A 24,555-nucleotide genomic window follows, 5' to 3' on the forward strand; every position below is an offset into this window, starting at 1 on the left:
CTACCTCCTCCCTTTACCCATCCCTATTTGTGATATCACTCGCTTGGCATTGTCGGCACACGCCATGTCACGCGGTTTGGCTTCTATGTCATTAAGGATGGAGTTTAATTGTCGTTTGTTGTCTGCAAGCTTTTTCTCCATCAGTTCAATATCAGCAAGTTTTTGACGTAAAGCGTTAAGTAACTGATCATGTTTCCAGTCACTTAGATCACTCGGAAGTAATTTACTCAACTCATCTAAACTAAAGCCTGCCTTTTGACCATTTGAAATTAAATGCAATACAGTTTCAGCTTCAGGGGGATAGGTCCTATAACCATTGGCAGCGCGCTTAACTAATTTAAGTAGGCCAATATCCTCATAGAATCGAATTTTCGACGTCGCTAAGCCTGTTCTTTTTGATAATTCACCAATTTTCATAAACTCGAGTTCCTACTGCACTCAGTCTGCTACCTTAAATGAAAAAGTCTGTGCTTATCCCATACAATAGCAGATAACAGAAATTAAGTATTGACCTTCAAGTTTACTTTAACCTTATGCTTGCATAAAACGGATACAAATTAAGGTAATTTTTATGCAGACAATACTTGGAGCAAACGGCCAAATTGGTAGTGAGCTCGCCCTAGCTTTAAAGAAAGACTTTACCGATAACATTCGTCTTGTCAGCCGAACACCAAAAAAGATAAACAACACGGACGAATTACTCAGCGCTAATTTACTTGACGGCAGTCAAACGCAAAAAGCAGTAGCAGGCTCTAAAATTGTTTACTTAACCGCAGGACTGCCGATTGACACAAACATGTGGGTTGAGCAATTTCCTATTATGATGCGAAATGTCATCGATGCGTGTGCAAAACATAATGCCAAATTAGTGTATTTTGATAACACTTATATGTATCCGCAAAGCAATGAACGTCTCACAGAAGAAACACCTTTTTTGCCATATGGCGAAAAAGGCAAAGTTAGAGGACTAATAGCGAATATGCTGCTCGATGCGATGAGTACAAGCCAAGTCAATGCGATGATTTGCCGCGCGCCTGAGTTTTATGGACCGGGTAAAACGCAAAGTATCACCAATACAACGGTTCTTGATAAGCTGAGAGCAGGAGATGCTGCGAAAGTATTTATCAGCGATAATACGTTACGTACCTTGATATACACGCCAGATGCTAGCAGAGCAATGGCGTTACTGGGCAATACCTCTGATGCGTATGGCCAGACATGGCATCTACCATGTGATGACAATCGACTCACTTACAAGCAAATCGTTAACTTAGCGAGCGAAATACTCGGCATTCAAGGCAAGTATTCAATATTAAAGAAATGGCAGCTATCACTGCTAAGCATTTTTAGCAAACCTATAAGAGAAACACGAGAACTGTTACCTCGATATGCAGTCGACAACATATTTGTATCAGATAAATTTAAACAGCGCTTTACGGAATTTGAAATTACCGCTTACCGAGATGGACTAACAACAACTCTCAAGGAATGACGACGTGATTTAATACCTAGATCATTAGGCGCTAAGTTAAGTGCTACAACTAACACACGCTTTGGCGAGGAACAAACACTTAAATTGCTAAACTTGGACTCTGTACGGGAAATTGCACCGCACAGAGTTGATGCTTTTTATCTCATCCCTTTAAGAATTTCGACAATTTCTAGGGTATTTTCGAGTACCCTGATGACTCTACCTTCAACGCTTATCGTTACCAAATCCCGATCTTTGTCGCGATAAATCACTTTACCATGGTCGTAGATATCTGGATCTAAGCGTTCTCCAACTTGGAGTTTTTTTGCCAACCTGGCGGAAGTGGCTTGCCCTGCTTCAGCTTTTTCTCAAGGCCCGGCGGTAACTTCTCCGGTTTAGCATTCGCCTGATTTAAACCTAAAGTCAGGCTAAAGGTAAGTAGAGAAAGTACAATAACTTTATTCATAACAACCTCTCTATTAGAGCGCGGCGTCATGCGTTTTGTGAACACAACGCCGTCTATAAAGTATTGTTAATAGTTTGAAATAAAGTTTATTGACATAAACTGAACAACAATCACTAATATTTAGATTGATTTAGTTTTGTTAACGCTTTAACGGAGAAACGTTCAATGACAAGCCCCAACTGAAGTCCAAACTTCTCAGCAACGCCTTTTTTAGCCTTATAAGCCACCTTATAGAGTTGGTGACTTTCATTTAGTGACATGAGTAAATCGTCACTAGTGGATATTTCATCGACTAGTTTAAGTTCTAACGCTTGTGTACCAAACCAATGTTCTCCAGTGGCCACTTTCTCAATATCAAGGTCAGTACGATTGTCAGAGACAAAGTGTTTGAACAGACCATGCGTTTCTTCGATCTCCTCTTTGAACTTTTCTCTGCCTTTATCCGTATTCTCACCAAACAGCGTGAGTGTACGCTTATACTCACCCGCGGTTACCATTTCAAAGTCAACGTTATTCTTTTTCAATAAACGATTGAAGTTGGGGATCTGCGCAATCACACCGATTGAACCAATAATTGCAAATGGTGCTGCAATAATCTTATCTGCAACACAGGCCATCATATATCCGCCACTTGCAGCAACCTTGTCCACACAGACCGTCAGTGGAATACCCGCTTGCTTGATGCGCGTAAGTTGCGATGCACCAAGTCCATAACCGTGAACAACCCCACCACCACTTTCTACAGACACAATAACCTGATCCTTTTCTTTATCTGCAATCGTTAAAATAGCGTTGATCTCTTCTCTTAAACCCGTGACTTCGTGCGCGTCCATACTTCCATTAAACTCCAGATAAAAAACGTTTTTCACTGCTTCCTTATCTTGATTTTTTTGCGCTTTTGATTGCGACTTATTTAGGGATCTTAGCGCCTTTTTATCAAGCGTTTGCTGTAAAAACTGTTGTTTAGATTGCGACAGACTGTCGGTTAAATCGGTAACTTCAATTTCACCCTTTTTCGATTTTGGTTTTGAGCTTGCTCCCACCATCAAAATAATGACTACTGCAATACCAAAGATAATGGTTACTGTCTTGGCTAGAAATAACCCATATTCAAACAAAAATGCCAAGTCGTTCTCCTCATTTAGCTCATAAAGGGGCCCATTTTTTCAATATAAAATGGACACAAAAAAGGCCGCTAGTTGCGGCCTTTTATAGTCTCGAAAAATGTCTTAGTTTGCAACAACATCCGGGTTAGATACTTGTAAAACCAAACCCTTTGACTTCAAAAAGCTTGCAACTTGTGTTTGCATTTCAATTGACGCCGCTGCGTGTCCCGCTGCTGTGCCACCGGCTTTTTCATCAAAACCTGTCGTCAAGATTGAACTATGGTGACCCTGAGAGAACTTCACTACATAACTTCCAGGTGTTCCGTCTTGACTCATTTGCGTTTCACTTGCAGGCATTAAGCCCATGAAACCAGCAAGTGGTAAGCTACCTGACAAGAAGCTACGTTCTGTTGTTGGAGGAATAACCAAGTCAGCTGTATTGCCATCAACACCACCCGTAACAACGCTCATATATACTGGCGTTTGTAGCGCTTTCACGGAAGCTGCATAGTTAAGTGGATCGGCACTACCTAATGCGGTCTGTGCTGCAAAACCAAACTGCGTCACCGTACCATCAATCAGTGCTAATGTCGCGGTGTCTCCAGCCGCTTCTAAATTCGCTCTAAACGTTCCATATGCACAAGAAACATATTTGCTTTGATCCGCAGCAAACGTACCACAGTCAGTAATTGCGCCTTCTTGCAGATAGGCATTAAACGCTTGCGACGCTAGGTTACCTGCAGAGCTTAACACGGAGCCTTGAACAAACGGGCCAAATGATTTTGACTCAATCAAGAAATTAGCAATGCCCGAGCCACCACTTGCAAGTGCTGCTGACTCAACTTTAAAGAAACCATCAATTGCTGGATTTAATGGCGCATTGGTTTGAGCAAGGAAGCTTGGGCCTACAACCGAACCCAGTGAGTGACCTAAGTAACTAACTTGCTGGGTATTAAAGTTAACTTGACCGCCAGATGCTAGATTGATGAAGTTTAAGCCTAAACGTAAACCCATTAAATCTGCTGCTGATTGCTTTAAGTTATCACGCGCAACCAACAACGATGTTAGATTCATGTAGGACAACACGCTGCCTGTCGAGGCATTGAAATCATCTGTGCCGTCACCATCGATATCTAAACCGCGAGCACCGTGCATTGGGTGATCAATCGCAACTGTGGCAAATCCAGCTTGTGTTAATGACAACGTCAAGCCAAGCATGTCTTCTTTTTTACTCGTGATACCATGTTGCAAGATAACAACAGGCCAGCCGCCCTCTGGGCGCTGAGACTCATCCGCAGGCATTGTGATTTGCACAGGAACATTAGCAAGCCACTGCTCTTTAGGGATTGGATTGTACTTAGTTAAGAACTTAGTACCGTCTAAGCCTAAATCTCTCAGCTTTCCACCCGAAAGTGTATTACAAGCGATATCATTTGGTTCTGTTGGCTCTGGTAAACCACCAGCTTGCGCCGCATATCCAGCGACAGCTACCGCGCTGTCGCAGCGTGCTTGCCAATAGGTATCAGCTAGCGCAGAGATATCTTTATTTTTTGGTTGTGATAAGTACTGAGGTAGTTGTATTTGACCTTGCAATAAACGCACGCTTCTAAAAGCAGGTAAAATAGCATCAGGCACTTTTCCTACAAGGGCATCTGCAACGGTGATCACCGGTTGTGCAGGTACAGCGACAACAGGGTTAGCACCGCCCTGTAATTTTGCGGCTAACAATTGCTTAGTCGCCGCCAATGCATGACCTGTCGACTGTGTCGTCATTGCAGCAGTATATATAATCTCTTCTTTACTCACCGAACCCGCTGCACTTACCGCCCCTTCATAGCTACGAATCACAGCCTGTAGAGACTTCTGAGCATCAGTTACCAATGGCGCGTCTTGGCGCAACAACGTGTAAGTCGAAGAAGCATCTACACTTTGACCTTTTGAGTCTTTAAGACCTTTGGTCAAAACAGTAATATACGTAGTTTCAGGTTTGAATGGTTTAACTGGGATAATAACTAAACCGTTACCTGTGCTATTAGCCATGGTAACGAAATCGCCATCAGGGCCAAATTGTAATTCAGCAATTGGCTTACAAGCGATACCTGAAGGCACCTGAGCACAGTCTTCGTCGGTTTGTAATGGCCCACCCATTGCAACTTCAAAAATTCGTACAGAGCCCGGAGTCATAACGCTTTGCGCATCAAGCGTCAAACCATTCGGTGTCGTCATGTCGATAACGTAAGGCATTTGTGTCGACCAACCATCTAAGGCGCCAATCACAATGCTTGGGTTTGCGTAGCTTGCACGCGTTACCAGAGGGTTACCTTCACCATCTTTCACTCCTAACATTTCGTCAGGTAGATTTAAGGTACCGTCTTGAGTGCCGGATAAAAGGATATCGTTTGGAACTGAGATCACACCACCGGATGGATCAAATTTAACAGAAATCGTTGGAGAAACGGGTGTAGTATCATTTTTTACATCTTCTAACGTTTCACCGCCTCCACAGCCAGCGAGTGCTGCTGATACTGCGAGTGAGAGTAGCATTTTTTTCATTTTATAGGCTCCGACATAATCTTATTATTATTGTGATAATTCTCGTTAAATCTATGTAATAGCATTTTTAATAAGACATTAGACCAGTTAAACTTAACTCAAACTTTGTTATTTCGCCAGCCATATTTACAATAAATTCGCTAACTTGCTACTGCATTGTGATAAAATAGCCCAAACATCTTAATTGGAGTCCAGAATGCAGACTTATCAAGCTCCTGAAAACGCACTTGCAAATAAAACGATACTAGTAACAGGTGCTGGCGACGGCATCGGCCGTGTTGCGGCAATTAATTACGCCAAATATGGTGCAACGGTTATTTTATTAGGCAAAACCACCAGTAAACTAGAAGCCGTTTATGATGAAATTGTTAACGCCGGTTACCCACAGCCTGCAATTGTACCTTTAGATTTACGTGGTGCAACCAAACAACACTTCCGAGACTTGGCTGCCACCATCGAGCAGCAATTTGGGAAGCTTGATGGCTTGCTAAATAATGCGTCTATTTTAGGCTCTTTAGGTCCAATGGAACACTTTTGCGTTTCAACCTTTGAAAACATAATGAAGGTAAACGTAACAGCCCAAGCGGTGATCACTAAATCGCTATTCCCAGTAATGAGAAAAGCGCCTCACGCTTCTATAGTCTTTACTTCATCGGGTGTAGGACGCAAAGGTCGCGAGTTTTGGGGAGCATATGCAATTTCTAAATTCGCAACCGAAGGTATGATGCAAACTTGGGCCGAAGAAGTGGGTAAAACCAATATTCGTATTAACTGCATTAATCCTGGTGCGACAAGAACAAGTATGCGTGCATCAGCATTCCCAGGTGAAGATAAAGATAAACTAAAAACACCTGAAGAATTAATGCCAACATACTTGTACTTGATGTCTGATGACTCAATCGGAGTTAATGGCCAATCTTTAGATGCCCAAACCTACTAACTAGTACTTTAAAGGCTGCAGATCCACAATTGCAGCCTTCTTTATTATTTAATCTCTCGGCAAGGTTTCAAACGCCAGCACTTGCTCTAATTTTTCATCCCACTTTGCTTTGCTCGCGATAAATAGGTGTGCGGTTGGCGTAAGGCTCGGTGCATCATCTAAGCTACCGGCAGGTACCACTAAACCAACAGGCTGCTGGTTTGGTAATGCAGAACCACAACAAGCGCAAAAGGCTTTAACGTGCTTAGTATTCGGTAAAGTAAAGCGCGTTATCAACTTTTCGCCCGCGAGCCAAGTTAGCATTGCATTTTGAAAAAATAAATTCGCAGCATGTGCAGAGCCTGTGTCTTTTTGACAATATTCACAATGACATAGATAAAAGCCCTGCACGTTGCCCTCTACAAGATATTTAACCTGACCACACAGACAACTACCAGCAAACATCTCTTTCATTTGCATCTCCTTATCAAATACAAAAACACCAGCTCACTAGGCTGGTGTTTAATACCAATTAGTCTTAATACTTGATCAATTTGAAGGAGCAAACCTGACGCTAACTACGTTAAAAACTTCTCATTTAGAACAACTAAATAGCAAAATTTTTGCCTTGTTATCGACAAGATTTTCTCGCCTCAAAATAGCTCACTTACATAAGCTAATTGGTATAAAAAGCTTAAATTACTTTCTTCTTGGAGTTTTGACCCTTTGATTATGCTTTTTCACTGCTTTGCGGATCTTATTAATTTTCGCGCGCTTGTCTTTACGCTTTTCTGGCATGACCGACAACTTAGTTTGCTGCTCGGCTCTCATGCTTACCGATTTACGTAAGTAGTTAACATCTTCTAATTTTAATTCTTCCCATCCACCTTGTGGCAAGCGCTTGTTAAGCTCCAATTTTCCATAACGGATACGGATCAAACGCGACACTTCAACCTCTTGCGACTGCCAAAGACGCCTGACTTCACGATTACGCCCTTCGGTCAGTGTTACGTTGAACCATTTATTCAGACCTTCACCACCAAGTGGCTTAATCTTAAGGAATTTTGCAGGACCGTCTTCTAGCTCAACGCCTTTGGTTAATGTACGCAACGTTTGGTTTGTTACTTCACCAAATACGCGAGCAGAATATTCACGTTCGACTTCGTACTTCGGATGCATCAAGCGATTAGCTAGCTCACCATCATTGGTAAAGAGCAACAGGCCTGATGTATTGATATCTAATCGCCCAATTGCTATCCAACGGTCACCATCTAACTTTGGTAGCCTATCGAATACAGTACGGCGACCTTGAGGGTCGCGACGAGTACACAGCTCCCCTTCAGGCTTATGATACATTAGTACGCGACAGATGCGCTCTTCTTGCTGCTCTATTTTAACAACATGTCCATCTACACGGATCACCGAAGTCTCTTCTACTCGGTCTCCTAGCTTGGCAACTTTTCCATCTACACTTACGCGATTAGACTCAATATACTTTTCCATTTCGCGTCTTGAGCCAACGCCAGCTCTTGCCAATACTTTTTGTAGTTTTTCACTCATTCAGATGGTTCTCTCACAGAAGGATCGTTTAATAACTGTTCTATTTTCTCATTATGTTGTTCAGGTAATCGAGGTAATTCCCCAAGACCAGATAATGAGAAGTAATCTAAAAATTGTTTTGTCGTTGCATACAATGCAGGCTTACCCGGTACCTCTTTGTAACCCACCATTTTTATCCACTCGCGATCTATCAAGCTTTTGATAATATTAGAACTCACGGTGACCCCGCGCACTTGCTCTATTTCGCCTCGAGTGATTGGTTGTCGATAAGCAATCAATGCCAAAGTCTCAAGTGTAGCACGTGAGTATTTGGGTGCTTTTTCCTGCCACAGTTTACTTAGCCAAGGGCTCAAGTTCGGGCAAGCTTGAAAACGGTATCCAGTACCAACTTCAACCAGCCTTACACCGCGAGTTTGATAGTGATTTACCAGTGTTTCTAGTGCCTGATCAATACGCGGTGATGATACGCTGATATCTTCCAGCACAGTTTCTTTTAAGCGTTTTTTAGATAGCGGCTTATCTGAAACGAAAATCGCTGCTTCAACCAATTCAACCAGTTGTTCATCGCTAACGCGTCTTTTCATATTTTATGCTTGAAGATAAAAATGCGGAGTATAGCAGAGGCTGCAGTCATCCCCTAGCCTTTTAAATGCAGGTAAATCGACGCTGCTGTTGCTGACTGAATATAGTCAACTAATTGCTCCTTAATGAGTTCGAGCATGGCAATAAAAGTAACCACCACACCACTGCGCCCTTCGTCCAAGGTAAAGAATCGCGCAAATTCTACCGGCTTATTCTGTTCTCGTAGCAATTGCAATATAAAGCTCATACGCTCTCGAGTCGAAAGTGCTTCTGCAGATATATGATGGTGCTCAAAGGTCTTGGCTCGGGCCATCACTTCCGACAGCGCCAAAAGTAATTCCCTCAGTTCAATGTCTGGGAATTCTGGCTCAGTGTCGGTACTACTGTCTACCAACGCATGAGCGACAAAGATATCACGCTCAACACGAGGGATCTCATCTAAGTTCTCAGCAGCTTGCTTAAATTGCTCGTATTCCTGCAAGCGTCTCACCAGCTCAGCTCTGGGATCTTCCTCTTCCTCTAACTCTTCGTGTTTTGGTAGTAGCATTCTTGATTTTATTTGTGCCAGCAAGGCTGCCATCACTAAGTATTCACCCGCAAGTTCAAGCTGCATGTCCTTCATCATTTCAACATACTGAACATACTGCTGAGTAATACTAAAAATCGGTAATTCTAGAATATCTAATTTATGTCTTTTTATAAGATAAAGCAGTAAGTCCAACGGACCTTCAAAGGTCTCTAAGATAACTTCTAGGGCTTCGGGAGGAATATAAAGATCTTCCGGCTTTTCAATTACCGCTTCACCGTGTAAAAAAGCTAGCGGTAATTTCTGTTGGAGTGCTTCTGTCATCTCAACATGCGTTATTCAAAAGGCGACGTATCACCACAGCCACGACGCAAAATTTCAATGGTGTCTTCAGACATATCAATAACAGTGGTTGCTTGTTCAATTAAATAGCCACCATGGATGATCAAGTCTACGTGCTTCTCAAGACGCATGCGGATATCATCGGGGTCAGACTCAGTAAACTGCTCTCCTGGCAAAATCAAAGAGCATGACATCAAAGGTTCACCTAGTGCTTCCAACAACGCGCAAGTAATTGGGTTATCAGTCACACGGATCCCGATGGTTTTTTTCTTCTCATTGAGCAAACGACGAGGAACTTCTTTCGTCCCTTTAAAAATAAACGTGTACGGACCGGGCGTATTATTCTTAATCATCCTAAACATTTGATTATCGACACGGGCATAGGTCGAAAGCTCCGACAGATCGCGGCATAAAAGAGTGAAGTTATGGTGTTTTTCAATGCCGCGGATCCGCTCTATCCGCTCCTTAGCTTGCTTATTACCGAGGTTGCAACCAATGGCATAGCCGGAGTCGGTTGGAAACACCACCACGCCACCTTGCTCAATAATATCAGCCGCTTGGCGAATTAAACGCGTTTGCGGGTTATCTGGGTGAATATGAAAAAATTGACTCATAAGCTTATTCCTCTTTGCCTCCCCAATGACGCCAAACTCCTTGACAATCTTTAGGTAAATACAAGTTACGACCAAGGTCGACCCAAGGCATTGGGAAGTGGAAATCTGACCCTTGGCTTGCTAACAATTCAAACTCTTGACTTAGTCGCCCCAAAAATTGGCGCTCAGTAGGCGCTTGCTGCGGCTGTGCAACTTCCATTGCAGCTCCCCCAACCGCTTTAAATTCAGCAATTAACTTTCTCAACCACTTATTCGACATCTTATATCTGGCAGGATGCGCCAACACACTTACCCCACCCGCTGCATGAATAGCAGCAACGGCCGTTTGTATATTGCACCATTGACTTGGCACATACCCAGTCTTGCCCCGTGCTAAAAATTTATTGAAAACGCTTTGCACGTTTTTGGCCACGCCCCGCTCAACCAGCACTTGAGCAAAATGCGCTCTGGTGATCTGCGCAGTTTGGGCAAGTGCAAGGGCATCTTCGTAGACATGCTCATAGCCCTTTTTGGCTAAGCGATCGCCGATTTCTTTCGCTCTGGCTTCTCGCTTTTGCTGCTGTTCGTGCAGCAGCTTTGTTAATGCTTCATGCTCAGGGTCAAAATTTAATCCAACGATATGGATCTCAAAGCTTTCCCATTTTGTGGAAATTTCAACGCCATTAATAAGTTCTAAAGTCAGATTATTTTGGTTAATGTAGTCACGGGCAGGCTGGATCGCATCTATCGTGTCATGATCGGTAATTGCAAGAATATCAACGCCTTTTTCCGTTGCTCGCTCAAGCAATTCATCAACAGCTAAGCGGCCATCGGAAAAAGTAGTATGGCTGTGGAGGTCATATTTAATCAAAATGTATTAACTATCTCTATGAATTATCAACGTTTTGATTATATCACAAGTTAACTGATACGACCTTAGGTTATTTTCTGATATTTGCCCTTGACACTTGTAGCAAGAATAGGGTTTACTGTAGCTAATTTAGATTAAACAACGAAATATTCACAAATGAACAAACAAATTCAAAAAAACATTTGGTGGTGGCACTCGAACTAAGCGGGTGTGTTTCGTTATATCTACGATTTATCAACCCGCGCAATGTCGCGGGTTTTTTTATACTTTTTAGAGGCTTATATGAACAACAATATCACAGTAAACACAATTTGGTGGTGGTGGATGCCCTAGCGGGACGGTATTGTTGTGTCTGAACAATAACCCCCGCAGAGCTCAGCTTTCGGGGGTTTTTTATTTTCTAAACAGAATATCTAGAAATTAAGAGGAATGAGGTTTGATTTTTAGTCACATAACGACCACACCAGGTGAGGTCACCAGCATAAGACAAAGGCGCGATTATATTGCCAGCCCACTGTCTTTATACGCAGGTTTAAACAAAGTAAACTCGTTACTACTCGAATCAGCTGAAATAGAGTCTAAAGACAATGTGAAAAGTATCGTGCTTGTGGATAGTGCAATTCGATTCGAATGTAACGGCGCCCAAGTAATTGCCAAAGCCTTGTCTAACAATGGTGCTCAGTTGCTACCGTACCTTGCGCAAAAGGTCACAAATTGTGACGTGGTCCTCAATGATAATACCTTGACGCTCACGTACAACGCATTGGAAAGTGACATTGATGAGCATACAAAACTAAAAGCGGATAACGCCTTTAGTGCGCTCAGAACCTGTATAAATGAAATTAAACGTAACTCAGATACGCCGTTTTCCGTCTTTTTAGGTGGTGTATTCGCCTATGATATGGTGGCAAACTTTGAGCAACTTCCCGAAGTACCAGATGGGGACAACGACTGTCCCGACTATGTTTTCTATCTCGCTGAAACCTTAGTTGTGATCGATCATCAAGTACAAACCACTGAGCTCATTGGTAATGTTTTCAATGGCCCTGAGGTTCACGCCAATTGTTTTGAAGTAGGCAAACAGCTAGAAGAGCTAAACAGTCAGTGTGACCAAATCACCGAATTTCAGTTTGAGCCACAAAGTGGCGGCGCAGATGTCAAAGTCAATGTGAGTGACGACGAATATTGTCAACACGTTGAAAAGTTGAAAACCAACATTATCAACGGTGACATCTTTCAAGTCGTTCCCTCTCGCACTTTTTCACTTCCTTGCCATAACTCACTGGCCGCCTATAAACAGCTCAAACTACAAAACCCTAGTCCTTACATGTTTTATATGAAGGATGAACGCTTTGTGCTATTTGGCGCATCTCCAGAGTCGGCTCTCAAATATTGTGAGCAGAGTAACCAGGTTGAAGTCTATCCCATTGCAGGAACGAGACCACGAGGTAAGTTTGCTGATGGTAGTATCAACCCAGATTTAGATAGCCGCATTGAACTTGAGCTGCGCAACGATCAAAAAGAGCGTGCAGAGCACCTTATGCTGGTTGACCTTGCCCGTAATGATGTCGCGCGGATCAGTATTGCAGGTACTCGACACGCAAAAGAATTATTGAAAGTGGACCGCTACTCACAAGTCATGCATTTAGTATCACGCGTCGTTGGCCAATTAAAGCCGGATTTAGATGCGCTTCACGCCTATCAGGCTTGTATGAATATGGGCACTCTCGTCGGCGCACCAAAAGTTAAAGCCGCAGAACTTGTTCGCCATACAGAAAAGCAGCGTCGTGGCAGCTACGGCGGTGCGGTAGGTTATTTGATGGGCAATGGCGCGATGGACAGCTGCATCGTAATTCGCTCCGCGTTTGTAAAAGATAACGTTGCATACGTGCAAGCGGGTGCGGGTGTTGTGTTTGATTCAAATCCACAAAGCGAAGCAAATGAAACCAAAGCTAAAGCCATGGCAGTGATTAAAGCAGTACAGTCCACGTATGAAGGAGCAAACCATGACTAAGGTATACTTTTTAGATAATTTTGATTCTTTCAGTTATAACCTTGTGGATGAGCTTAGTTTGCTAGGACTCGACTTGGTCGTTTATCGTAACAATATCTCTGCCGAAACCATTTTCAATAAAATGTGTGCAGAGGTTGATCCCGTGATCTTAGTTTTATCACCTGGACCTGGCGCGCCATCGGAAGCAGGTTGTTTGCTCGCGTTAATTGAGCTATGTAAAGGTAAATTCCCCATGCTTGGGATTTGCCTCGGTCAACAAGCCCTAACCCAAAGTTATGGTGGTGAAGTTGGCAAAGCGGGTGAGACGGTACATGGAAAATCTTCTATTATTGAAGCGGATGAGCATCCGGTATTTGCCGGACTTGGGACGCAATTCCCCGTGGCGCGTTATCATTCTCTGATGGCAACAAGCGTTCCACCAGCACTACAAGTGATCGCGAGATATCAGGCCATTCCGATGGCTATCTATCACAGTGAGCACAAAGTGATTGGCTATCAATTTCACCCAGAGTCAATATTGACCCCCAATGGCGCTCAGCTATTACAACAAAGTATCGCATACCTTAGCGCTTAGGAGAGCACGATGGAAAAGTTACAACCTCTATTACAGCAACAAGATTTATCGTTCGACGCCGCCAAATCCTTGTTTAGCGATATTATGGCTGGACAACTGAGCGACATCGAACTTACAGCAGCGCTGCTTGCGCTAAAGTTTAAAGGTGAAACAGCAGCGGAAATAGCCGGAGCAGCTCAGGCTATGCGTGATCATGCCACCGCATTTGACAAGCAAGACCTACTCGCAGCAGACAGCTGTGGTACGGGTGGCGATGGCACAAATACCATCAACGTGAGTACCACCGCCGCCATTGTCGCCGCAGCATGTGGTATTAATATGGTCAAACACGGTAATCGCAGCGTGAGCAGTAAATCAGGTTCCGCTGATTTACTAAAAGCGCTTGGGATCAACATTGATATGACTCCCGCACTTGCAGAAAAGTGCTTAGCAGAGACCGGCTTTACCTTTTTGTTTGCACCGCATTACCACGCAGGTGTAAAACATGCTATGCCGGTTCGCACGCAACTAAAAACACGTACGATATTTAATATTCTGGGACCATTGGCAAACCCAGCCAAGCCTGAAGTGCAATTACTCGGCGTTTACGACCCTGCCCTTGTTTTACCCATGGCTGAAACGTTAAACCGCTTAGGTACGAAACGAGCGATGGTAGTTCACGGTAGTGGCACAGATGAAATTGCCCTACACGGCGAAACGCTAGTCGCAGAAGTAAAGCATGGTGAAGTGACGCAATACACTGTTACCCCAAGCGATTTTGGACTAGAAAACTATTCACTTGAATCTATTGCTGGTGATACGCCAGAATATAACGCGAAAGCGAGCCTTGCGATTTTAAATGGTGAAGGCGAAGCAGCACACAATGCAGCGATTATTGCAAACGTTGCAGCCTTGTTGGTATTAACCGATAAGGCGTCAGATTTTAAAACCGCAAGCCAACAAGTACGCGAAGTGCTTGCAAGCAAGAAAGCCATGACAACCTTGGCCAACATTGTAGAGGTGAGTAATGGCTAATGTATTAGAAAAAATTGTTGCCGATAAAGTCGAAGAATTAAAAGCGCGTAAGGCGCAGCGTCCGCTAAGTGACTTTATCGACGAAGTAACCCCCACCACGCTTAACTTCACCGCTGCGTTGGCGCAAGCTGGGACCCAATTTATTTTAGAGTGCAAAAAGGCGTCGCCCTCAAAAGGCCTTATTCGCTCACATTTTGATTTGACTGAAATTACCAGTGTTTATCGTAAGTACGCGACATGTATTAGCGTGCTAACCGACGAAAAATACTTTCAAGGCAGTTATGAATACCTTGCCACGGTGAGAAAGCTGGTTGACCAGCCTCTGATCTGTAAAGACTTCTTTATTGATGAATACCAAGTTTATCTCGCCCGCTTACACGGTGGCGATGCCATTCTTTTGATGTTGTCTGTATTAAATGACGAAGAATATTTGGCACTAGCGAGCGTGGCCAAATCACTTAATATGTCGATTTTAACGGAAGTAAGCAACGAAGAAGAAGTGACAAGAGCGCTTGCGTTAGATGCTGAGCTTATCGGTATTAACAATCGTGATCTCAGAGATTTATCAACGGATTTAGCAACTACAGAGAAACTAAGAACGTTAATCCCCGAAGACAAAGTCGTGATTTCAGAGTCTGGCATATACACACACCGCGATGTGAAACGCTTATCACCGATTTGTGACGGCTTTTTGGTCGGCAGTTCATTGATGGCTGAGCAAGACTTGGAACTTGCTTGCAGACGCTTGATTTTGGGCGAAAACAAAGTGTGTGGTCTTACTCGAAGCCAAGATGCGCAAGCAGCTTATGAAGCTGGAGCGGTATACGGCGGTCTTATCTTTTATCCAAAATCGCCTCGTTATGTCGACATTGATTGTGCGAAGGCCGTTGCTGATAGTGCGCCGCTCAAGTACGTTGGTGTGTTCGTTAACGCACCGCTTGAGCAAGTTGCAGAGTATGCGCAAATATTAAAACTGAGTGCAGTGCAATTACATGGCAATGAAGATGAGCTGTACATCGATACCCTGCGAAAACAACTTCCAGTTACATGTCAAATTTGGAAAGCACAGGGTGTGGACACAGCACTGCCAAGCCCCTTCGCTGGCGTAGACAAGCAATTGTACGATACCAAAACCGACACCGCATTTGGTGGCACGGGACAAGTGTTTGATTGGCAGCTATTAAATCGTAGTTCGAGCAATTATATGTTGGCTGGCGGCCTAAACCCCGACAATATTCACGGCGCCGTTAATATAGGTGCCGATGGTCTTGACCTAAATTCAGGCGTTGAGCAATCGCCTGGTAAAAAATGCGCTCAAAAAATCGCTAACGCGTTTACACAAATTCGAAAATATTGAGGTGGACATGAGTAATTCAGCTTATTTTGGTGACTTCGGAGGCATGTTTGTGCCCGAGTTACTCGTACCTGCGTTAAAGCAGTTAGAACAGGAATTTTATAAATCACAAAAAGACCCAGAATTTCAGCAGGAGTTTTATCAACTTTTGAATGAATTTGCGGGTCGCCCAACACCACTGACCAAGACACGCAACTTAGTTAAAAACCCTAAGGTCAAACTGTACTTAAAGCGTGAAGATTTACTTCACGGTGGTGCACACAAGACCAACCAAGTGTTAGGTCAAGCGCTCTTAACCAAACGTATGGGTAAAAAAGAAGTCATTGCTGAAACCGGCGCTGGACAACATGGTGTTGCAACCGCCCTAGCCTGCTCCTTACTCGGCTTAAAGTGCCGAGTATACATGGGGGCTAAAGATGTTGAGCGTCAGCAACCAAACGTATTTAGAATGCGTTTGATGGGTGCGGAAGTTATCCCAGTTACCGCCGGCTCCGGCACATTAAAAGACGCGGTAAATGAAGCATTACGTGACTGGTCTGCAAACTACAAAACGGCACATTATTTACTCGGCACGGCTGCAGGTCCTCACCCGTTCCCGACGATTGTCCGTGAGTTCCAAAAAATGATTGGTGAAGAGGCGAAACAACAAGTACTAAAAGCGGAAGGTCGTTTGCCTGATGCGGTTATCGCTTGTGTGGGCGGCGGCTCAAATGCTATTGGTATGTTCGCAGACTTTATTGACGAAAAAGACGTTAAATTAATCGGGGTGGAACCGGCTGGTAAAGGCCTAGATACCGATGAGCACGGCGCTGCACTATGTAAAGGAAGTAAAGGCATCTTGCACGGCGCCTATACCTATATCATGCAGAACAAAGATGGCCAAATTGAAGAATCTTACTCTGTGTCAGCGGGTCTTGACTACCCAGCGGTTGGTCCACAACACGCCTACCTTCATGAAACAGGCCGCGCGCAGTATGTTGGCATTACTGACACTGAAGCATTAAATGCCTTTCAAGCGCTTGCCAAACACGAAGGTATTATTCCAGCCTTAGAGTCGAGCCATGCTCTGGCATACGCATTAAAATATGCAGAAGCGCAAACTGAAGAAACGGTGATTGTTGTTAACTTAAGTGGTCGCGGAGACAAAGACTTAGCTCACGTCCACCAGGTACTATCTGAGCGAGGTGAACTATGAGACGTTATGACGCGATGTTCGCGCACTTAAATGAAAAAAGCCAAGGTGCATTCGTTCCTTTCGTAACGATTGGCGATCCCGATAAGGCACTCAGTATTGAGATCATCAAAAGCCTGATTGACGGTGGCGCTGATGCATTAGAGCTGGGTATTCCATTTTCCGATCCCATCGCCGATGGTCCGGTTATCCAAGCGGCTAACATCCGTGCATTAGAGCAAGATGTTAATACGCAAGACTGTCTTGAGATCATCGCTGAAATTCGTCGTTACAATAGCGATATTCCAATTGGCTTGTTGCTTTACTCAAACTTGATTTTTGCTCGGGGTATTGAGCAGTTTTATCAAGACGCCAAAACTGCGGGTGTGGATTCTATCTTAGTTGCTGATGTGCCACTGCACGAAGCCAAACCGTTTAGGCTCACTGCAATGGCAAATGACATCGCGCCAATTTTCATTGCCACACCGAATGCCTGCGATGATACGTTACGAGAATGCGCCACCCGAGGTCGTGGCTATACTTATTTACTTTCGCGCGCAGGCGTGACTGGCACAGAAACGTCGGCACAAATGCCGGCAACAGAGATGATCACCAAACTTATCGAGTATCATGCTGCGCCGCCACTGCTAGGGTTTGGTATTTCTGAACCGGAGCATGTAAAGCATGCGATTAGCTCAGGTGCGGCAGGTGCAATTAGTGGCTCGGCGGTGGTGAAAATCATCGAAAAACATTTGGATGATCCTAACACCATGTGCTTTGAGTTAAAAACCTTTGTTGAGCGAATGAAAGCTGCAACGCAGAAGTAATATTACTTTCAAGCCAGTGTTAGACACTGGCTTTTCTTAGCATTAACGCAAGTTATCTTTTAAGGCTTTAGCAGGCTTAAACAATACCTTGTTTTGTCCTTCAATGGTGATGGTCTCACCTGTTTGAGGATTACGTCCTTGCTTTGGGGGATGATAACTTAACGCGAATGTCCCAAGTCCATTAATTTGCATCTGATCGCCTTCTGACAAGCGCTTTTTAGTGGCCTGTAAAATGACATTTAACACCGCCTGTGAATCTTTCTTTGTTAATCCACTAATTTCCGCCATTTTTGTAACTAAATCGCTCTTATTCATGCAAATACCTCTGAACCATTGAATGAGCGCAGCAGGCTATGGGTTTCATCAAAGAAAGTCAATGTTGATGTTCTCGCCGTATCTTGGTAAAACCCTTACAACCAACTTTGTTAGGATAAAAAATGTCATTTTTAATTGAGTACTTACCGCTCATCTTATTTTTTGCGGTTTATAAGTTTGTCGATATTTTTTGGGCAACGGGAGTGCTAATCATCGCCTCTCTTATACAGGTCGCACACCAATACATCACTAAGCGCGAAGTCGCAAAACGTCATTGGGTATTCTTAGCGATTGCATTGATCCTTGGTGGGATGACGATTTTCTTCCATGATGAGCAGTTTATTAAATGGAAAGCCACGATTATTTATGCCATTTTAGGTGCGGCACTGCTCATATCCAGATACCTGTTTAATAAAAACTTGGTAAAAGGCGCACTCGAAGGCGTATTAAAGTCAGTTGCTGAAAAGGAAAAAAGCGAGATTGATATTGATTTACCAGCCAAAGACTGCGACCAATTAAATCTATTTTGGGCAGTATTACTTTTCTTCATCGCAGGCCTAAACCTTTACGTTGCGTACCACTTCTCTCTTGATTTTTGGGTGAACTTTAAAGTCTTTGGTTTAATTGGGATCACCTTCGTTGCACTCCTCTTTACCATGTTTAAAATTCAAAAATATTTACCTGAAGAGTAACCATTCAAGGTTCATCTGCAGCTGCTATAGTTAACGAGTGAGAGCTAACTATAGCGGCTTGTAGCCGCCAAATATTTTGGGGAACCAACCTTGAACGCAAGCCAATACCGGTGGTGTGAACTCGTATTTGTATTCTTTGTCCTGCCCATTGTCGCTTATCAATTCCGTGATCACCTCAACAATTGGCTTTTTCCAGCACTGATCATTTTAATGGCAGTCTGTACCCATTTACTACTAACCGACCCCCATTTCAAACGATTTAGGTTAACCAGTTTGGGAGAGTTTTCGTCCGTCAAAAAACGTTTATTCACCACGTTTTTCGCAGGTGCGATGTTTTCAGCCATGCTCTATGGTTTAGTTAGTCAAGGAAATTGGTTTTCCCTGCCGCTCAATTCACCCAGCGATTGGTTATTATTATTAATTGCCTACCCTATTCTTTCCGTCTTACCACAAGAATTAATTTTTAGGAGCTACTTCTTTCATCGCTATAAAAGGATTTTACCGAATAAGAACAATCGAGTTTTGCTAAGTGCATTAGTGTTTGCGCTTGCGCACTGCGTCTACGACAACTGGATAGCCGTGGCGTTATCTTTTGTTGGCGGGCTACTATTTTCTTATACCTACGCACATAGTCGCTCGCTTGCGGTGTGTGTGTTAGAGCATAGCCTGTGGGGGCTGTGGATGTTTACAATAGGAATTGGGCAGTACTTAGATTCGGGCGTGAAATTTTAGTGGCTTAGTGGAGAATAAACATCGGCGCATTAATACGCCGATGTCATCGTAGCCATAACGAATGTCCTGCAGCTAGAAGCCAAAGATACTGAATGCAAAATACTTGGTTGCAACGGTATTAATAAAAATAGCCAACAGGATCACAGGGATGAATGTAGATAGAGAGAAATTAATATATTTTTCAGTAAAGCTACCTACGTACCCTTCTGAGCCTTGCGCTAATTCTTCATTCAAACCAGATTTTTTCCAGCGATAAGTAACGAATAGACACAACAGCAAACCATTCAACGGTAAAATAGTATCGTAAAACACGTCGTAAATTAGGTCAAAGAAGCTCTTCTGAGCATCGCCATAACTTACAAAACTTGTAAGCCAGTCCACCATTCCAAAAGACATAGTAGATAACACAGTCAAAATACCTGTGGTCAACGCTAAGATAATCAGTGCCTTTTTACGTGAAATACATTTTTCTTCCATCAACGTCGCGGTAGGCACCTCGACAATTGACACAAGCGACGTTATCGCGGCAAAGAAAACCAGCAAAAAGAAAGTACCTGCAACAATTGAAGCACCGACGTAACCAATGTCATCTTGTAAAGCCAATAACAATTTAGGTAAGTAATCGAAAATCATAGATACTGAAGAGTCCGATAACTTACTTGGATCTGTATTCGGATTAAAACTAAAGATAGCCGGAAGTACCATCAAACCTGCAATGAATGCCACTAATGAATCTGTAATAGCGACCATTTTAGAGCTACCGACAATGTCGTCTTTCTTAGAAATATAGGAAGCATAGGTGATCAATATACCCATACCTAAAGACAGTGAAAAGAACGCCTGTGATAACGCGCCATTTAGCACACTTGCATTCATCTTTTCGAAGTCAGGAACGATGTAATAGCGTACACCTGCCATCGCGTTATCAAGGGTTAGCACGTATGCGACAAGGCCAATCAACATGACAAATAACGCTGGCATGAGTAACTTAGCCGCTTTTTCAATCCCTTCTTTTACACCGCCAACCAAAATAAGGTTAACAATAACGCCCACAATCAACATGTAGATGAAAACATCGGTATCGTTGATAAAAGTACCAAAGTACTTCGGAGAGGCGAGTACATCTAAGTTACCTAAAGCTGTTTGCGCTAAAAAGCCAAAAATCCAAACGGTAATAACCATATAGAAGACGGCAATCATAAACGGCGTGAGTACAGCCAAGAATCCAGCTATTGACCACTTTTTATCATGATTAGATAGTAGCTTATATGCGCCAAACGGGTCTTTTTGGGCTTTCCTACCCATTGCCATTTCGGCCATCATGACAGGTAAACAGATAAACACTACAAATAGTGCATAGATTAGTAAAAATGCCCCACCACCATTTTTTGCGGCGGAAACAGGAAAGCCGACTAAGTTACCAATACCAACAGCAGAACCCGCAGCGGCAAGGATAAACCCTAATCGAGAGCTAAAATGCTCACGGTTTGCACTCATTGCAATCAACCTTATTATTATTTTCTACAAATATCCGAAGGACTCTACCAGTCAAGCTGAGTGTTTTTCAAGTTTAAATGTCTAATCACTGAAAAACTCTGTGTACATTTACTTTTGCACTGAGGGCGTTTTATCATAGTATTGATAAACGGCCCTGAAAAGCCGACAAAATACATAAAAATAACAATAATAACCTAGAAACCAATCTGGAACTAATACTTATGCTTTACATGATCTATTCAACCGACGCTGAAAATTCATTAGCAAAACGTCTTGCTACGCGCCCTGCTCACTTAGCGCGTTTAGAAGAATTAAAACAACAAGGTCGATTGTTTGCAGCAGGCCCGTTACCAGCTATTGACTCGGAAGATCCCGGTGAAGCGGGTTTTACGGGTTCTTTGGTTATTGCTGAGTTTGAAAACTTAGAAAGTGCGCAGCAATGGGCGAGCGTCGATCCCTATATTGATGCTGGTGTCTATACTGCTAGTATTGTAAAACCGTACAAGCGAGTTCTGCCATAAAAGTTTACTGAACGTTAAGTTCAGCAAAGGTTAATTACAAAAGCACTAAATTTGTTTGAGATTTATGAAGTTTAGACACTTAGTATCTATGAAACTGTGGAGCTTAAAATGCGATTGCAACTCACTCTCTTAGCGTTGATCTTGGCGTTCGCTTCGAGTGTAGCAGACGCCAATAGCCGCAATGATAAGAATGTAAAGACAATTACAAAAAAAGAAGCTGTGTCTCTGGCGCTTGATAAGTATGCTGGGAAGACGCTTAAGATTTCTGAAGAAAATCAGTTTTTTGTGGTAAGAATTCTCCAACCAGATGGTCGAATTGTTGACTTAAAAGTCAACAAGAAGACAGGTGAAGTAAATAAGGACTAAGGATGCGTATTTTAGTTATCGAAGACGATATTCAACTAGCAGAAAACCTGCGAAATGCATTAGAGAAAGAAAAATATAGCGTTGACTTGTGTCATGATGGTGAGTCTGGATTATTTCACCTTGAAGAATATCCGTTAGATATGGCAGTGATCGATCTCGGTTTGCCAAAACTTGACGGTATTGAAATTATCCGTAGAGCACGTGCTAACGGCGTTAAGATCCCTATTTTAATCTTAACGGCACGTGATCGCTGGCAAGACAAGGTAGAAGGCCTTGATGCTGGAGCTGATGACTACCTCACTAAACCGTTTCATGTTGAAGAACTGATTGCGCGCTGTAATGCACTGATTAGACGTAGCGCTGGACAAGCAAATCCAGAGATTTGTATTGGGCCAATCAAAATCCATACTCGCTCACAGCAAGTCTGGGTTAACGATAACGAGCTATCACTAACGGCCTATGAATATAAAGTTTTAGAATACTTAATGGTTAACCCACAAAAAGTTATTTCTAAATCTGAACTCACAGAGCACATATACGATCAGGACTTTGACTTAGACTCTAACGTTATTGAAGTGTTTGTCTTAAGACTGCGTAAAAAGCTAGACCCTGATGGCACTCTGAACCCTGTTGAAACCCTTAGAGGACGTGGATATAGGTTCAAAAATCAGTGGTAAACAGCTCTCAAATTTCGCTTAAAATAAGACAAGGATTTATCCTTGTCTTTGTGCTTATTATTGCCCTTCCCGCGCTGTTTTTCTCCGTGGGCAGGGCTTATTATTCTTCTTTAGTCGATGCGACTGAAAAAACATTGGAAGCCCACCTCTACTCACTTATCTCTGAAGTCGAATTTGTCTCTAACGGACTCGAAATGCCTCGCAGTATTCTTGCACCTGAGTTAAACAGACTGAATTCTGATACTTATGCTCTGGTCTATCAAGATAACTCCCTCGTTTGGTATTCCGAGTCGGCTGTAAATCTCTCAATTTCACCTGACTTTTCAGAAAACCAAGCTGGAGCATCTGAGTTTAAACGAGTTGAATATAATGGTGTACTGTTTTGGCAACTTAGCCTAACTGTTATTCTCGGAAATGCAGAGCAATCGCAGCAAGCCCGCTTTGTACTTTTAAAGAAAAATGATGCGCTGATGGAGTTAATGTCAGGGTTTAGAAACACCTTGGTCAACTGGATGCTGGTTATGGGTGTGGTGATAGCTGGATTGATGGCATTTGGGTTTGTATGGAACGCAAGGCCGTTACAGCGATTGGATAAAGAAATTAAAGAGATTGAGGCTGGCGAGCGCGATAAGATCACGGGTCTTTACCCCGTCGAGCTTCTAACAATCAAATCCGACTTAAACCTACTATTGGAATCTCAAAAGCGTCAAAAAGAGAGATATAGAGCGTCACTTAGCGACCTTGCACACGCGTTAAAAACGCCCCTTGCGGTGATTAAATCCAGTCCACTGGCAAAAGATGCAGACGCTCAGGAGCAACTAGACAGAATCAATGCGATGATCGAACATCAATTGAAACGTGCTGCAACGGGTGCATCCGATACATGGAAGAAACAAACATCAGTAAAACCCGTACTAGACTCAATACTCAACGCCATGACTAAAGTGTATCACGACAAGCACATTCAATTTTCCTCCGAATGTGGTGAGGAGGTTGCATTTCTTGGCGATAAAACGGACTTAATGGAAATTCTTGGTAATATTATAGATAACGCCTGTAAAGCATGTGGTTCCTTGGTCGATATAAAAGTAAGTGCACCTAAAAAGCGCCTACTAATCATAGAAGTAGAAGATGATGGCCCAGGCATTCCAGAGCATCGCCGCTCAGAGCTGCTGACCAGAGGTGCAAGACTAGACACCTATGAAGCTGGCCACGGCGTAGGAATGGCTATCGTATCTGATTTAGTTAAGTCGTATCATGGCTTGATGCAAATCGGTACTTCCCAACATGGTGGCGCAAAATTTACGATAGAGTTTAACCATGAAAAGAATAATTAGCAGTCTATTGGTATCGGGATTAACCTTTTTTGTAATTGCAGATGACGATGTCACACTACAAGACTGTACGAAGTATGAGTCAACGCATCCGGAAAAAGCAAAAAAATTCCTCATGTGCCTAGATGGCAATATCAACTTACTTGAACGTCATCGTCAAACCTGGATCACTAAGTTATTGCTTGATACTAAAAAGTATCAAGCGGACACGGGTAATACTCAGATCTTGCCAATTATGGAACGTGCCCTTCGCAATCAGGAGGAATATATGGAAGATAGCTGCCGGTGGCGATACTTACTAGATATGCCAAACGCGACGCGCTCAGCGACGGCTTATAAAAATTGCAAAATTGCATTTTTAAAAGCCCACATCATTGAGCTGAAAAGCAGTAAAGTATTGAAAGAAGATTTGAATCTCTAGCAGCATTTTTGATTAGATTATTAGGTGGCAAGCCTTAATAACCTAAGCTTCAGCTAA

27 protein-coding genes are annotated in these 24,555 nt (G+C 43.1%); 15 read left to right on the top strand and 12 right to left on the bottom strand.

Features of this window, described 5'->3' with window-relative positions; translation table 11 throughout:
• Positions 1 to 417: a MerR family transcriptional regulator gene (locus NO992_RS03845; RefSeq protein ID WP_371374511.1), complete on the bottom strand. Its 417-nt coding sequence runs from the start codon at positions 415 to 417 to the stop codon at positions 1 to 3.
• 154 nt (positions 418 to 571) lie between these two features.
• Between NO992_RS03845 and NO992_RS03850 the strand changes: the two genes are divergently transcribed.
• Positions 572 to 1,492: an NAD-dependent epimerase/dehydratase family protein gene (locus tag NO992_RS03850; protein WP_371374514.1), complete on the top strand. Its 921-nt coding sequence runs from the start codon at positions 572 to 574 to the stop codon at positions 1,490 to 1,492.
• Positions 1,493 to 1,769: 277 nt separating this feature from the next.
• Here the strand turns inward: NO992_RS03850 and NO992_RS03855 are convergent, their stop codons facing one another.
• The 3 genes from NO992_RS03855 to NO992_RS03865 form a co-directional block, all read right to left on the bottom strand.
• Positions 1,770 to 1,937 (bottom strand): hypothetical protein, encoded by a 168-nt coding sequence (locus tag NO992_RS03855; RefSeq protein WP_371374517.1) that lies wholly within the window; start codon positions 1,935 to 1,937, stop codon positions 1,770 to 1,772.
• Positions 1,938 to 2,050: 113 nt separating this feature from the next.
• Positions 2,051 to 3,064, bottom strand: a complete 1,014-nt coding sequence (sohB, locus tag NO992_RS03860; RefSeq protein ID WP_371374520.1) for a protease SohB — start codon at positions 3,062 to 3,064, stop codon at positions 2,051 to 2,053.
• Between the two features lie 102 nt (positions 3,065 to 3,166).
• Complete coding sequence (locus tag NO992_RS03865) at positions 3,167 to 5,596, bottom strand: VolA/Pla-1 family phospholipase (RefSeq protein WP_371374523.1); 2,430 nt, start codon at positions 5,594 to 5,596, stop codon at positions 3,167 to 3,169.
• A gap of 196 nt (positions 5,597 to 5,792) precedes the next feature.
• On the opposite strand from NO992_RS03865, the gene NO992_RS03870 reads away from it, so the two are divergent.
• A complete protein-coding gene (locus tag NO992_RS03870) occupies positions 5,793 to 6,536 on the top strand; it encodes a YciK family oxidoreductase (protein WP_017219153.1) in 744 nt (247 codons plus the stop codon).
• 48 nt (positions 6,537 to 6,584) lie between these two features.
• Here NO992_RS03870 and NO992_RS03875 read toward each other — a convergent pair whose 3' ends face one another.
• The 6 genes from NO992_RS03875 to NO992_RS03900 all read right to left on the bottom strand — a co-directional run bounded on the left by NO992_RS03875 (position 6,585) and on the right by NO992_RS03900 (position 10,989).
• The gene (locus tag NO992_RS03875) at positions 6,585 to 6,989 is read right to left on the bottom strand and encodes a GFA family protein (RefSeq protein ID WP_010378583.1); all 405 of its coding nucleotides are present in this window, start codon (positions 6,987 to 6,989) and stop codon (positions 6,585 to 6,587) included.
• 225 nt (positions 6,990 to 7,214) lie between these two features.
• Complete coding sequence (gene rluB / locus NO992_RS03880; RefSeq protein WP_371374527.1) at positions 7,215 to 8,075, bottom strand: 23S rRNA pseudouridine(2605) synthase RluB; 861 nt, start codon at positions 8,073 to 8,075, stop codon at positions 7,215 to 7,217.
• Positions 8,072 to 8,659, bottom strand: coding sequence for an SMC-Scp complex subunit ScpB (gene scpB / locus NO992_RS03885; protein WP_371374530.1), 588 nt, complete (start codon positions 8,657 to 8,659; stop codon positions 8,072 to 8,074). The genes rluB and scpB overlap by 4 nt, the downstream gene beginning before the upstream one ends.
• A gap of 53 nt (positions 8,660 to 8,712) precedes the next feature.
• Positions 8,713 to 9,507 carry a ScpA family protein gene (locus NO992_RS03890; RefSeq protein ID WP_099028700.1) on the bottom strand — a complete coding sequence of 265 codons (795 nt, stop codon included), beginning with the start codon at positions 9,505 to 9,507 and terminating at the stop codon, positions 8,713 to 8,715.
• A gap of 11 nt (positions 9,508 to 9,518) precedes the next feature.
• Complete coding sequence (locus NO992_RS03895) at positions 9,519 to 10,139, bottom strand: L-threonylcarbamoyladenylate synthase (RefSeq protein WP_010378577.1); 621 nt, start codon at positions 10,137 to 10,139, stop codon at positions 9,519 to 9,521.
• Positions 10,140 to 10,143: 4 nt separating this feature from the next.
• Positions 10,144 to 10,989 (bottom strand): PHP domain-containing protein, encoded by an 846-nt coding sequence (locus NO992_RS03900; RefSeq protein ID WP_371374533.1) that lies wholly within the window; start codon positions 10,987 to 10,989, stop codon positions 10,144 to 10,146.
• Positions 10,990 to 11,425: 436 nt separating this feature from the next.
• Between NO992_RS03900 and NO992_RS03905 the strand changes: the two genes are divergently transcribed.
• From NO992_RS03905 to trpA, 6 genes are read left to right on the top strand one after another with little or no spacing between them, the layout of a single operon-like run.
• Positions 11,426 to 13,003: an anthranilate synthase component 1 gene (locus tag NO992_RS03905; protein ID WP_371374535.1), complete on the top strand. Its 1,578-nt coding sequence runs from the start codon at positions 11,426 to 11,428 to the stop codon at positions 13,001 to 13,003.
• Entirely contained in the window at positions 12,996 to 13,577 is a 582-nt protein-coding gene (locus NO992_RS03910) for an aminodeoxychorismate/anthranilate synthase component II (RefSeq protein ID WP_010378569.1), read from the top strand. Before NO992_RS03905 ends, NO992_RS03910 begins: the two co-directional genes overlap by 8 nt.
• Positions 13,578 to 13,586: 9 nt before the next feature.
• Positions 13,587 to 14,591 carry an anthranilate phosphoribosyltransferase gene (gene trpD / locus NO992_RS03915; protein ID WP_253105042.1) on the top strand — a complete coding sequence of 335 codons (1,005 nt, stop codon included), beginning with the start codon at positions 13,587 to 13,589 and terminating at the stop codon, positions 14,589 to 14,591.
• On the top strand, positions 14,584 to 15,948 hold the full coding sequence (gene trpCF / locus NO992_RS03920; RefSeq protein WP_371374539.1) for a bifunctional indole-3-glycerol-phosphate synthase TrpC/phosphoribosylanthranilate isomerase TrpF: 1,365 nt from the start codon (positions 14,584 to 14,586) through the stop codon (positions 15,946 to 15,948). Before trpD ends, trpCF begins: the two co-directional genes overlap by 8 nt.
• Positions 15,949 to 15,955: 7 nt before the next feature.
• On the top strand, positions 15,956 to 17,140 hold the full coding sequence (trpB, locus tag NO992_RS03925; protein WP_017219145.1) for a tryptophan synthase subunit beta: 1,185 nt from the start codon (positions 15,956 to 15,958) through the stop codon (positions 17,138 to 17,140).
• Entirely contained in the window at positions 17,137 to 17,943 is an 807-nt protein-coding gene (trpA, locus tag NO992_RS03930) for a tryptophan synthase subunit alpha (protein ID WP_253105038.1), read from the top strand. Before trpB ends, trpA begins: the two co-directional genes overlap by 4 nt.
• Before the next feature lie 42 nt (positions 17,944 to 17,985).
• On the opposite strand, the gene NO992_RS03935 is transcribed toward trpA, so the two are convergent.
• Positions 17,986 to 18,258 (bottom strand): HU family DNA-binding protein, encoded by a 273-nt coding sequence (locus NO992_RS03935; RefSeq protein ID WP_010374071.1) that lies wholly within the window; start codon positions 18,256 to 18,258, stop codon positions 17,986 to 17,988.
• A 122-nt stretch (positions 18,259 to 18,380) separates the two neighbouring features.
• Between NO992_RS03935 and NO992_RS03940 the strand changes: the two genes are divergently transcribed.
• Together NO992_RS03940 and NO992_RS03945 are read left to right on the top strand one after the other, a co-directional pair.
• Positions 18,381 to 18,950 carry an inner membrane-spanning protein YciB gene (locus tag NO992_RS03940; protein ID WP_010374069.1) on the top strand — a complete coding sequence of 190 codons (570 nt, stop codon included), beginning with the start codon at positions 18,381 to 18,383 and terminating at the stop codon, positions 18,948 to 18,950.
• A 90-nt stretch (positions 18,951 to 19,040) separates the two neighbouring features.
• Entirely contained in the window at positions 19,041 to 19,682 is a 642-nt protein-coding gene (locus NO992_RS03945; RefSeq protein WP_021032635.1) for a CPBP family intramembrane glutamic endopeptidase, read from the top strand.
• A 72-nt stretch (positions 19,683 to 19,754) separates the two neighbouring features.
• Here the strand turns inward: NO992_RS03945 and NO992_RS03950 are convergent, their stop codons facing one another.
• Complete coding sequence (locus NO992_RS03950; RefSeq protein WP_371374545.1) at positions 19,755 to 21,179, bottom strand: sodium-dependent transporter; 1,425 nt, start codon at positions 21,177 to 21,179, stop codon at positions 19,755 to 19,757.
• A gap of 221 nt (positions 21,180 to 21,400) precedes the next feature.
• Between NO992_RS03950 and NO992_RS03955 the strand changes: the two genes are divergently transcribed.
• The 5 genes from NO992_RS03955 to NO992_RS03975 all read left to right on the top strand — a co-directional run bounded on the left by NO992_RS03955 (position 21,401) and on the right by NO992_RS03975 (position 24,498).
• Positions 21,401 to 21,700, top strand: a complete 300-nt coding sequence (locus tag NO992_RS03955; protein WP_017219142.1) for a YciI family protein — start codon at positions 21,401 to 21,403, stop codon at positions 21,698 to 21,700.
• A 108-nt stretch (positions 21,701 to 21,808) separates the two neighbouring features.
• On the top strand, positions 21,809 to 22,066 hold the full coding sequence (locus tag NO992_RS03960) for a PepSY domain-containing protein (RefSeq protein ID WP_010374059.1): 258 nt from the start codon (positions 21,809 to 21,811) through the stop codon (positions 22,064 to 22,066).
• Between the two features lie 2 nt (positions 22,067 to 22,068).
• Positions 22,069 to 22,743, top strand: a complete 675-nt coding sequence (locus tag NO992_RS03965) for a response regulator transcription factor (protein WP_010374057.1) — start codon at positions 22,069 to 22,071, stop codon at positions 22,741 to 22,743.
• A complete protein-coding gene (locus tag NO992_RS03970) occupies positions 22,737 to 24,080 on the top strand; it encodes an ATP-binding protein (RefSeq protein ID WP_010374055.1) in 1,344 nt (447 codons plus the stop codon). Before NO992_RS03965 ends, NO992_RS03970 begins: the two co-directional genes overlap by 7 nt.
• Positions 24,064 to 24,498: a hypothetical protein gene (locus NO992_RS03975; protein ID WP_010374053.1), complete on the top strand. Its 435-nt coding sequence runs from the start codon at positions 24,064 to 24,066 to the stop codon at positions 24,496 to 24,498. The genes NO992_RS03970 and NO992_RS03975 overlap by 17 nt, the downstream gene beginning before the upstream one ends.
• The last annotated feature ends 57 nt before the right edge of the window (positions 24,499 to 24,555 follow it).

The organism is Pseudoalteromonas sp. DY56-GL79, assembly GCF_041414765.1.
In the GTDB taxonomy this organism is placed as follows: Bacteria; Pseudomonadota; Gammaproteobacteria; order Enterobacterales; family Alteromonadaceae; genus Pseudoalteromonas; species Pseudoalteromonas piscicida.

Coding starts and splice junctions, on each gene's coding strand:
- NO992_RS03845 (WP_371374511.1), bottom strand. CDS start 417: ATGAAAATTGGTGAATTATCAAAAAGAACAGGCTTAGCGACGTCGAAA.
- NO992_RS03850 (WP_371374514.1), top strand. CDS start 572: ATGCAGACAATACTTGGAGCAAACGGCCAAATTGGTAGTGAGCTCGCC.
- NO992_RS03855 (WP_371374517.1), bottom strand. CDS start 1,937: ATGAATAAAGTTATTGTACTTTCTCTACTTACCTTTAGCCTGACTTTA.
- NO992_RS03865 (WP_371374523.1), bottom strand. CDS start 5,596: ATGAAAAAAATGCTACTCTCACTCGCAGTATCAGCAGCACTCGCTGGC.
- NO992_RS03870 (WP_017219153.1), top strand. CDS start 5,793: ATGCAGACTTATCAAGCTCCTGAAAACGCACTTGCAAATAAAACGATA.
- NO992_RS03875 (WP_010378583.1), bottom strand. CDS start 6,989: ATGAAAGAGATGTTTGCTGGTAGTTGTCTGTGTGGTCAGGTTAAATAT.
- rluB (WP_371374527.1), bottom strand. CDS start 8,075: ATGAGTGAAAAACTACAAAAAGTATTGGCAAGAGCTGGCGTTGGCTCA.
- scpB (WP_371374530.1), bottom strand. CDS start 8,659: ATGAAAAGACGCGTTAGCGATGAACAACTGGTTGAATTGGTTGAAGCA.
- NO992_RS03890 (WP_099028700.1), bottom strand. CDS start 9,507: ATGACAGAAGCACTCCAACAGAAATTACCGCTAGCTTTTTTACACGGT.
- NO992_RS03895 (WP_010378577.1), bottom strand. CDS start 10,139: ATGAGTCAATTTTTTCATATTCACCCAGATAACCCGCAAACGCGTTTA.
- NO992_RS03910 (WP_010378569.1), top strand. CDS start 12,996: ATGACTAAGGTATACTTTTTAGATAATTTTGATTCTTTCAGTTATAAC.
- trpD (WP_253105042.1), top strand. CDS start 13,587: ATGGAAAAGTTACAACCTCTATTACAGCAACAAGATTTATCGTTCGAC.
- trpCF (WP_371374539.1), top strand. CDS start 14,584: ATGGCTAATGTATTAGAAAAAATTGTTGCCGATAAAGTCGAAGAATTA.
- trpB (WP_017219145.1), top strand. CDS start 15,956: ATGAGTAATTCAGCTTATTTTGGTGACTTCGGAGGCATGTTTGTGCCC.
- trpA (WP_253105038.1), top strand. CDS start 17,137: ATGAGACGTTATGACGCGATGTTCGCGCACTTAAATGAAAAAAGCCAA.
- NO992_RS03935 (WP_010374071.1), bottom strand. CDS start 18,258: ATGAATAAGAGCGATTTAGTTACAAAAATGGCGGAAATTAGTGGATTA.
- NO992_RS03940 (WP_010374069.1), top strand. CDS start 18,381: ATGTCATTTTTAATTGAGTACTTACCGCTCATCTTATTTTTTGCGGTT.
- NO992_RS03950 (WP_371374545.1), bottom strand. CDS start 21,179: ATGAGTGCAAACCGTGAGCATTTTAGCTCTCGATTAGGGTTTATCCTT.
- NO992_RS03955 (WP_017219142.1), top strand. CDS start 21,401: ATGCTTTACATGATCTATTCAACCGACGCTGAAAATTCATTAGCAAAA.
- NO992_RS03960 (WP_010374059.1), top strand. CDS start 21,809: ATGCGATTGCAACTCACTCTCTTAGCGTTGATCTTGGCGTTCGCTTCG.
- NO992_RS03965 (WP_010374057.1), top strand. CDS start 22,069: ATGCGTATTTTAGTTATCGAAGACGATATTCAACTAGCAGAAAACCTG.
- NO992_RS03975 (WP_010374053.1), top strand. CDS start 24,064: ATGAAAAGAATAATTAGCAGTCTATTGGTATCGGGATTAACCTTTTTT.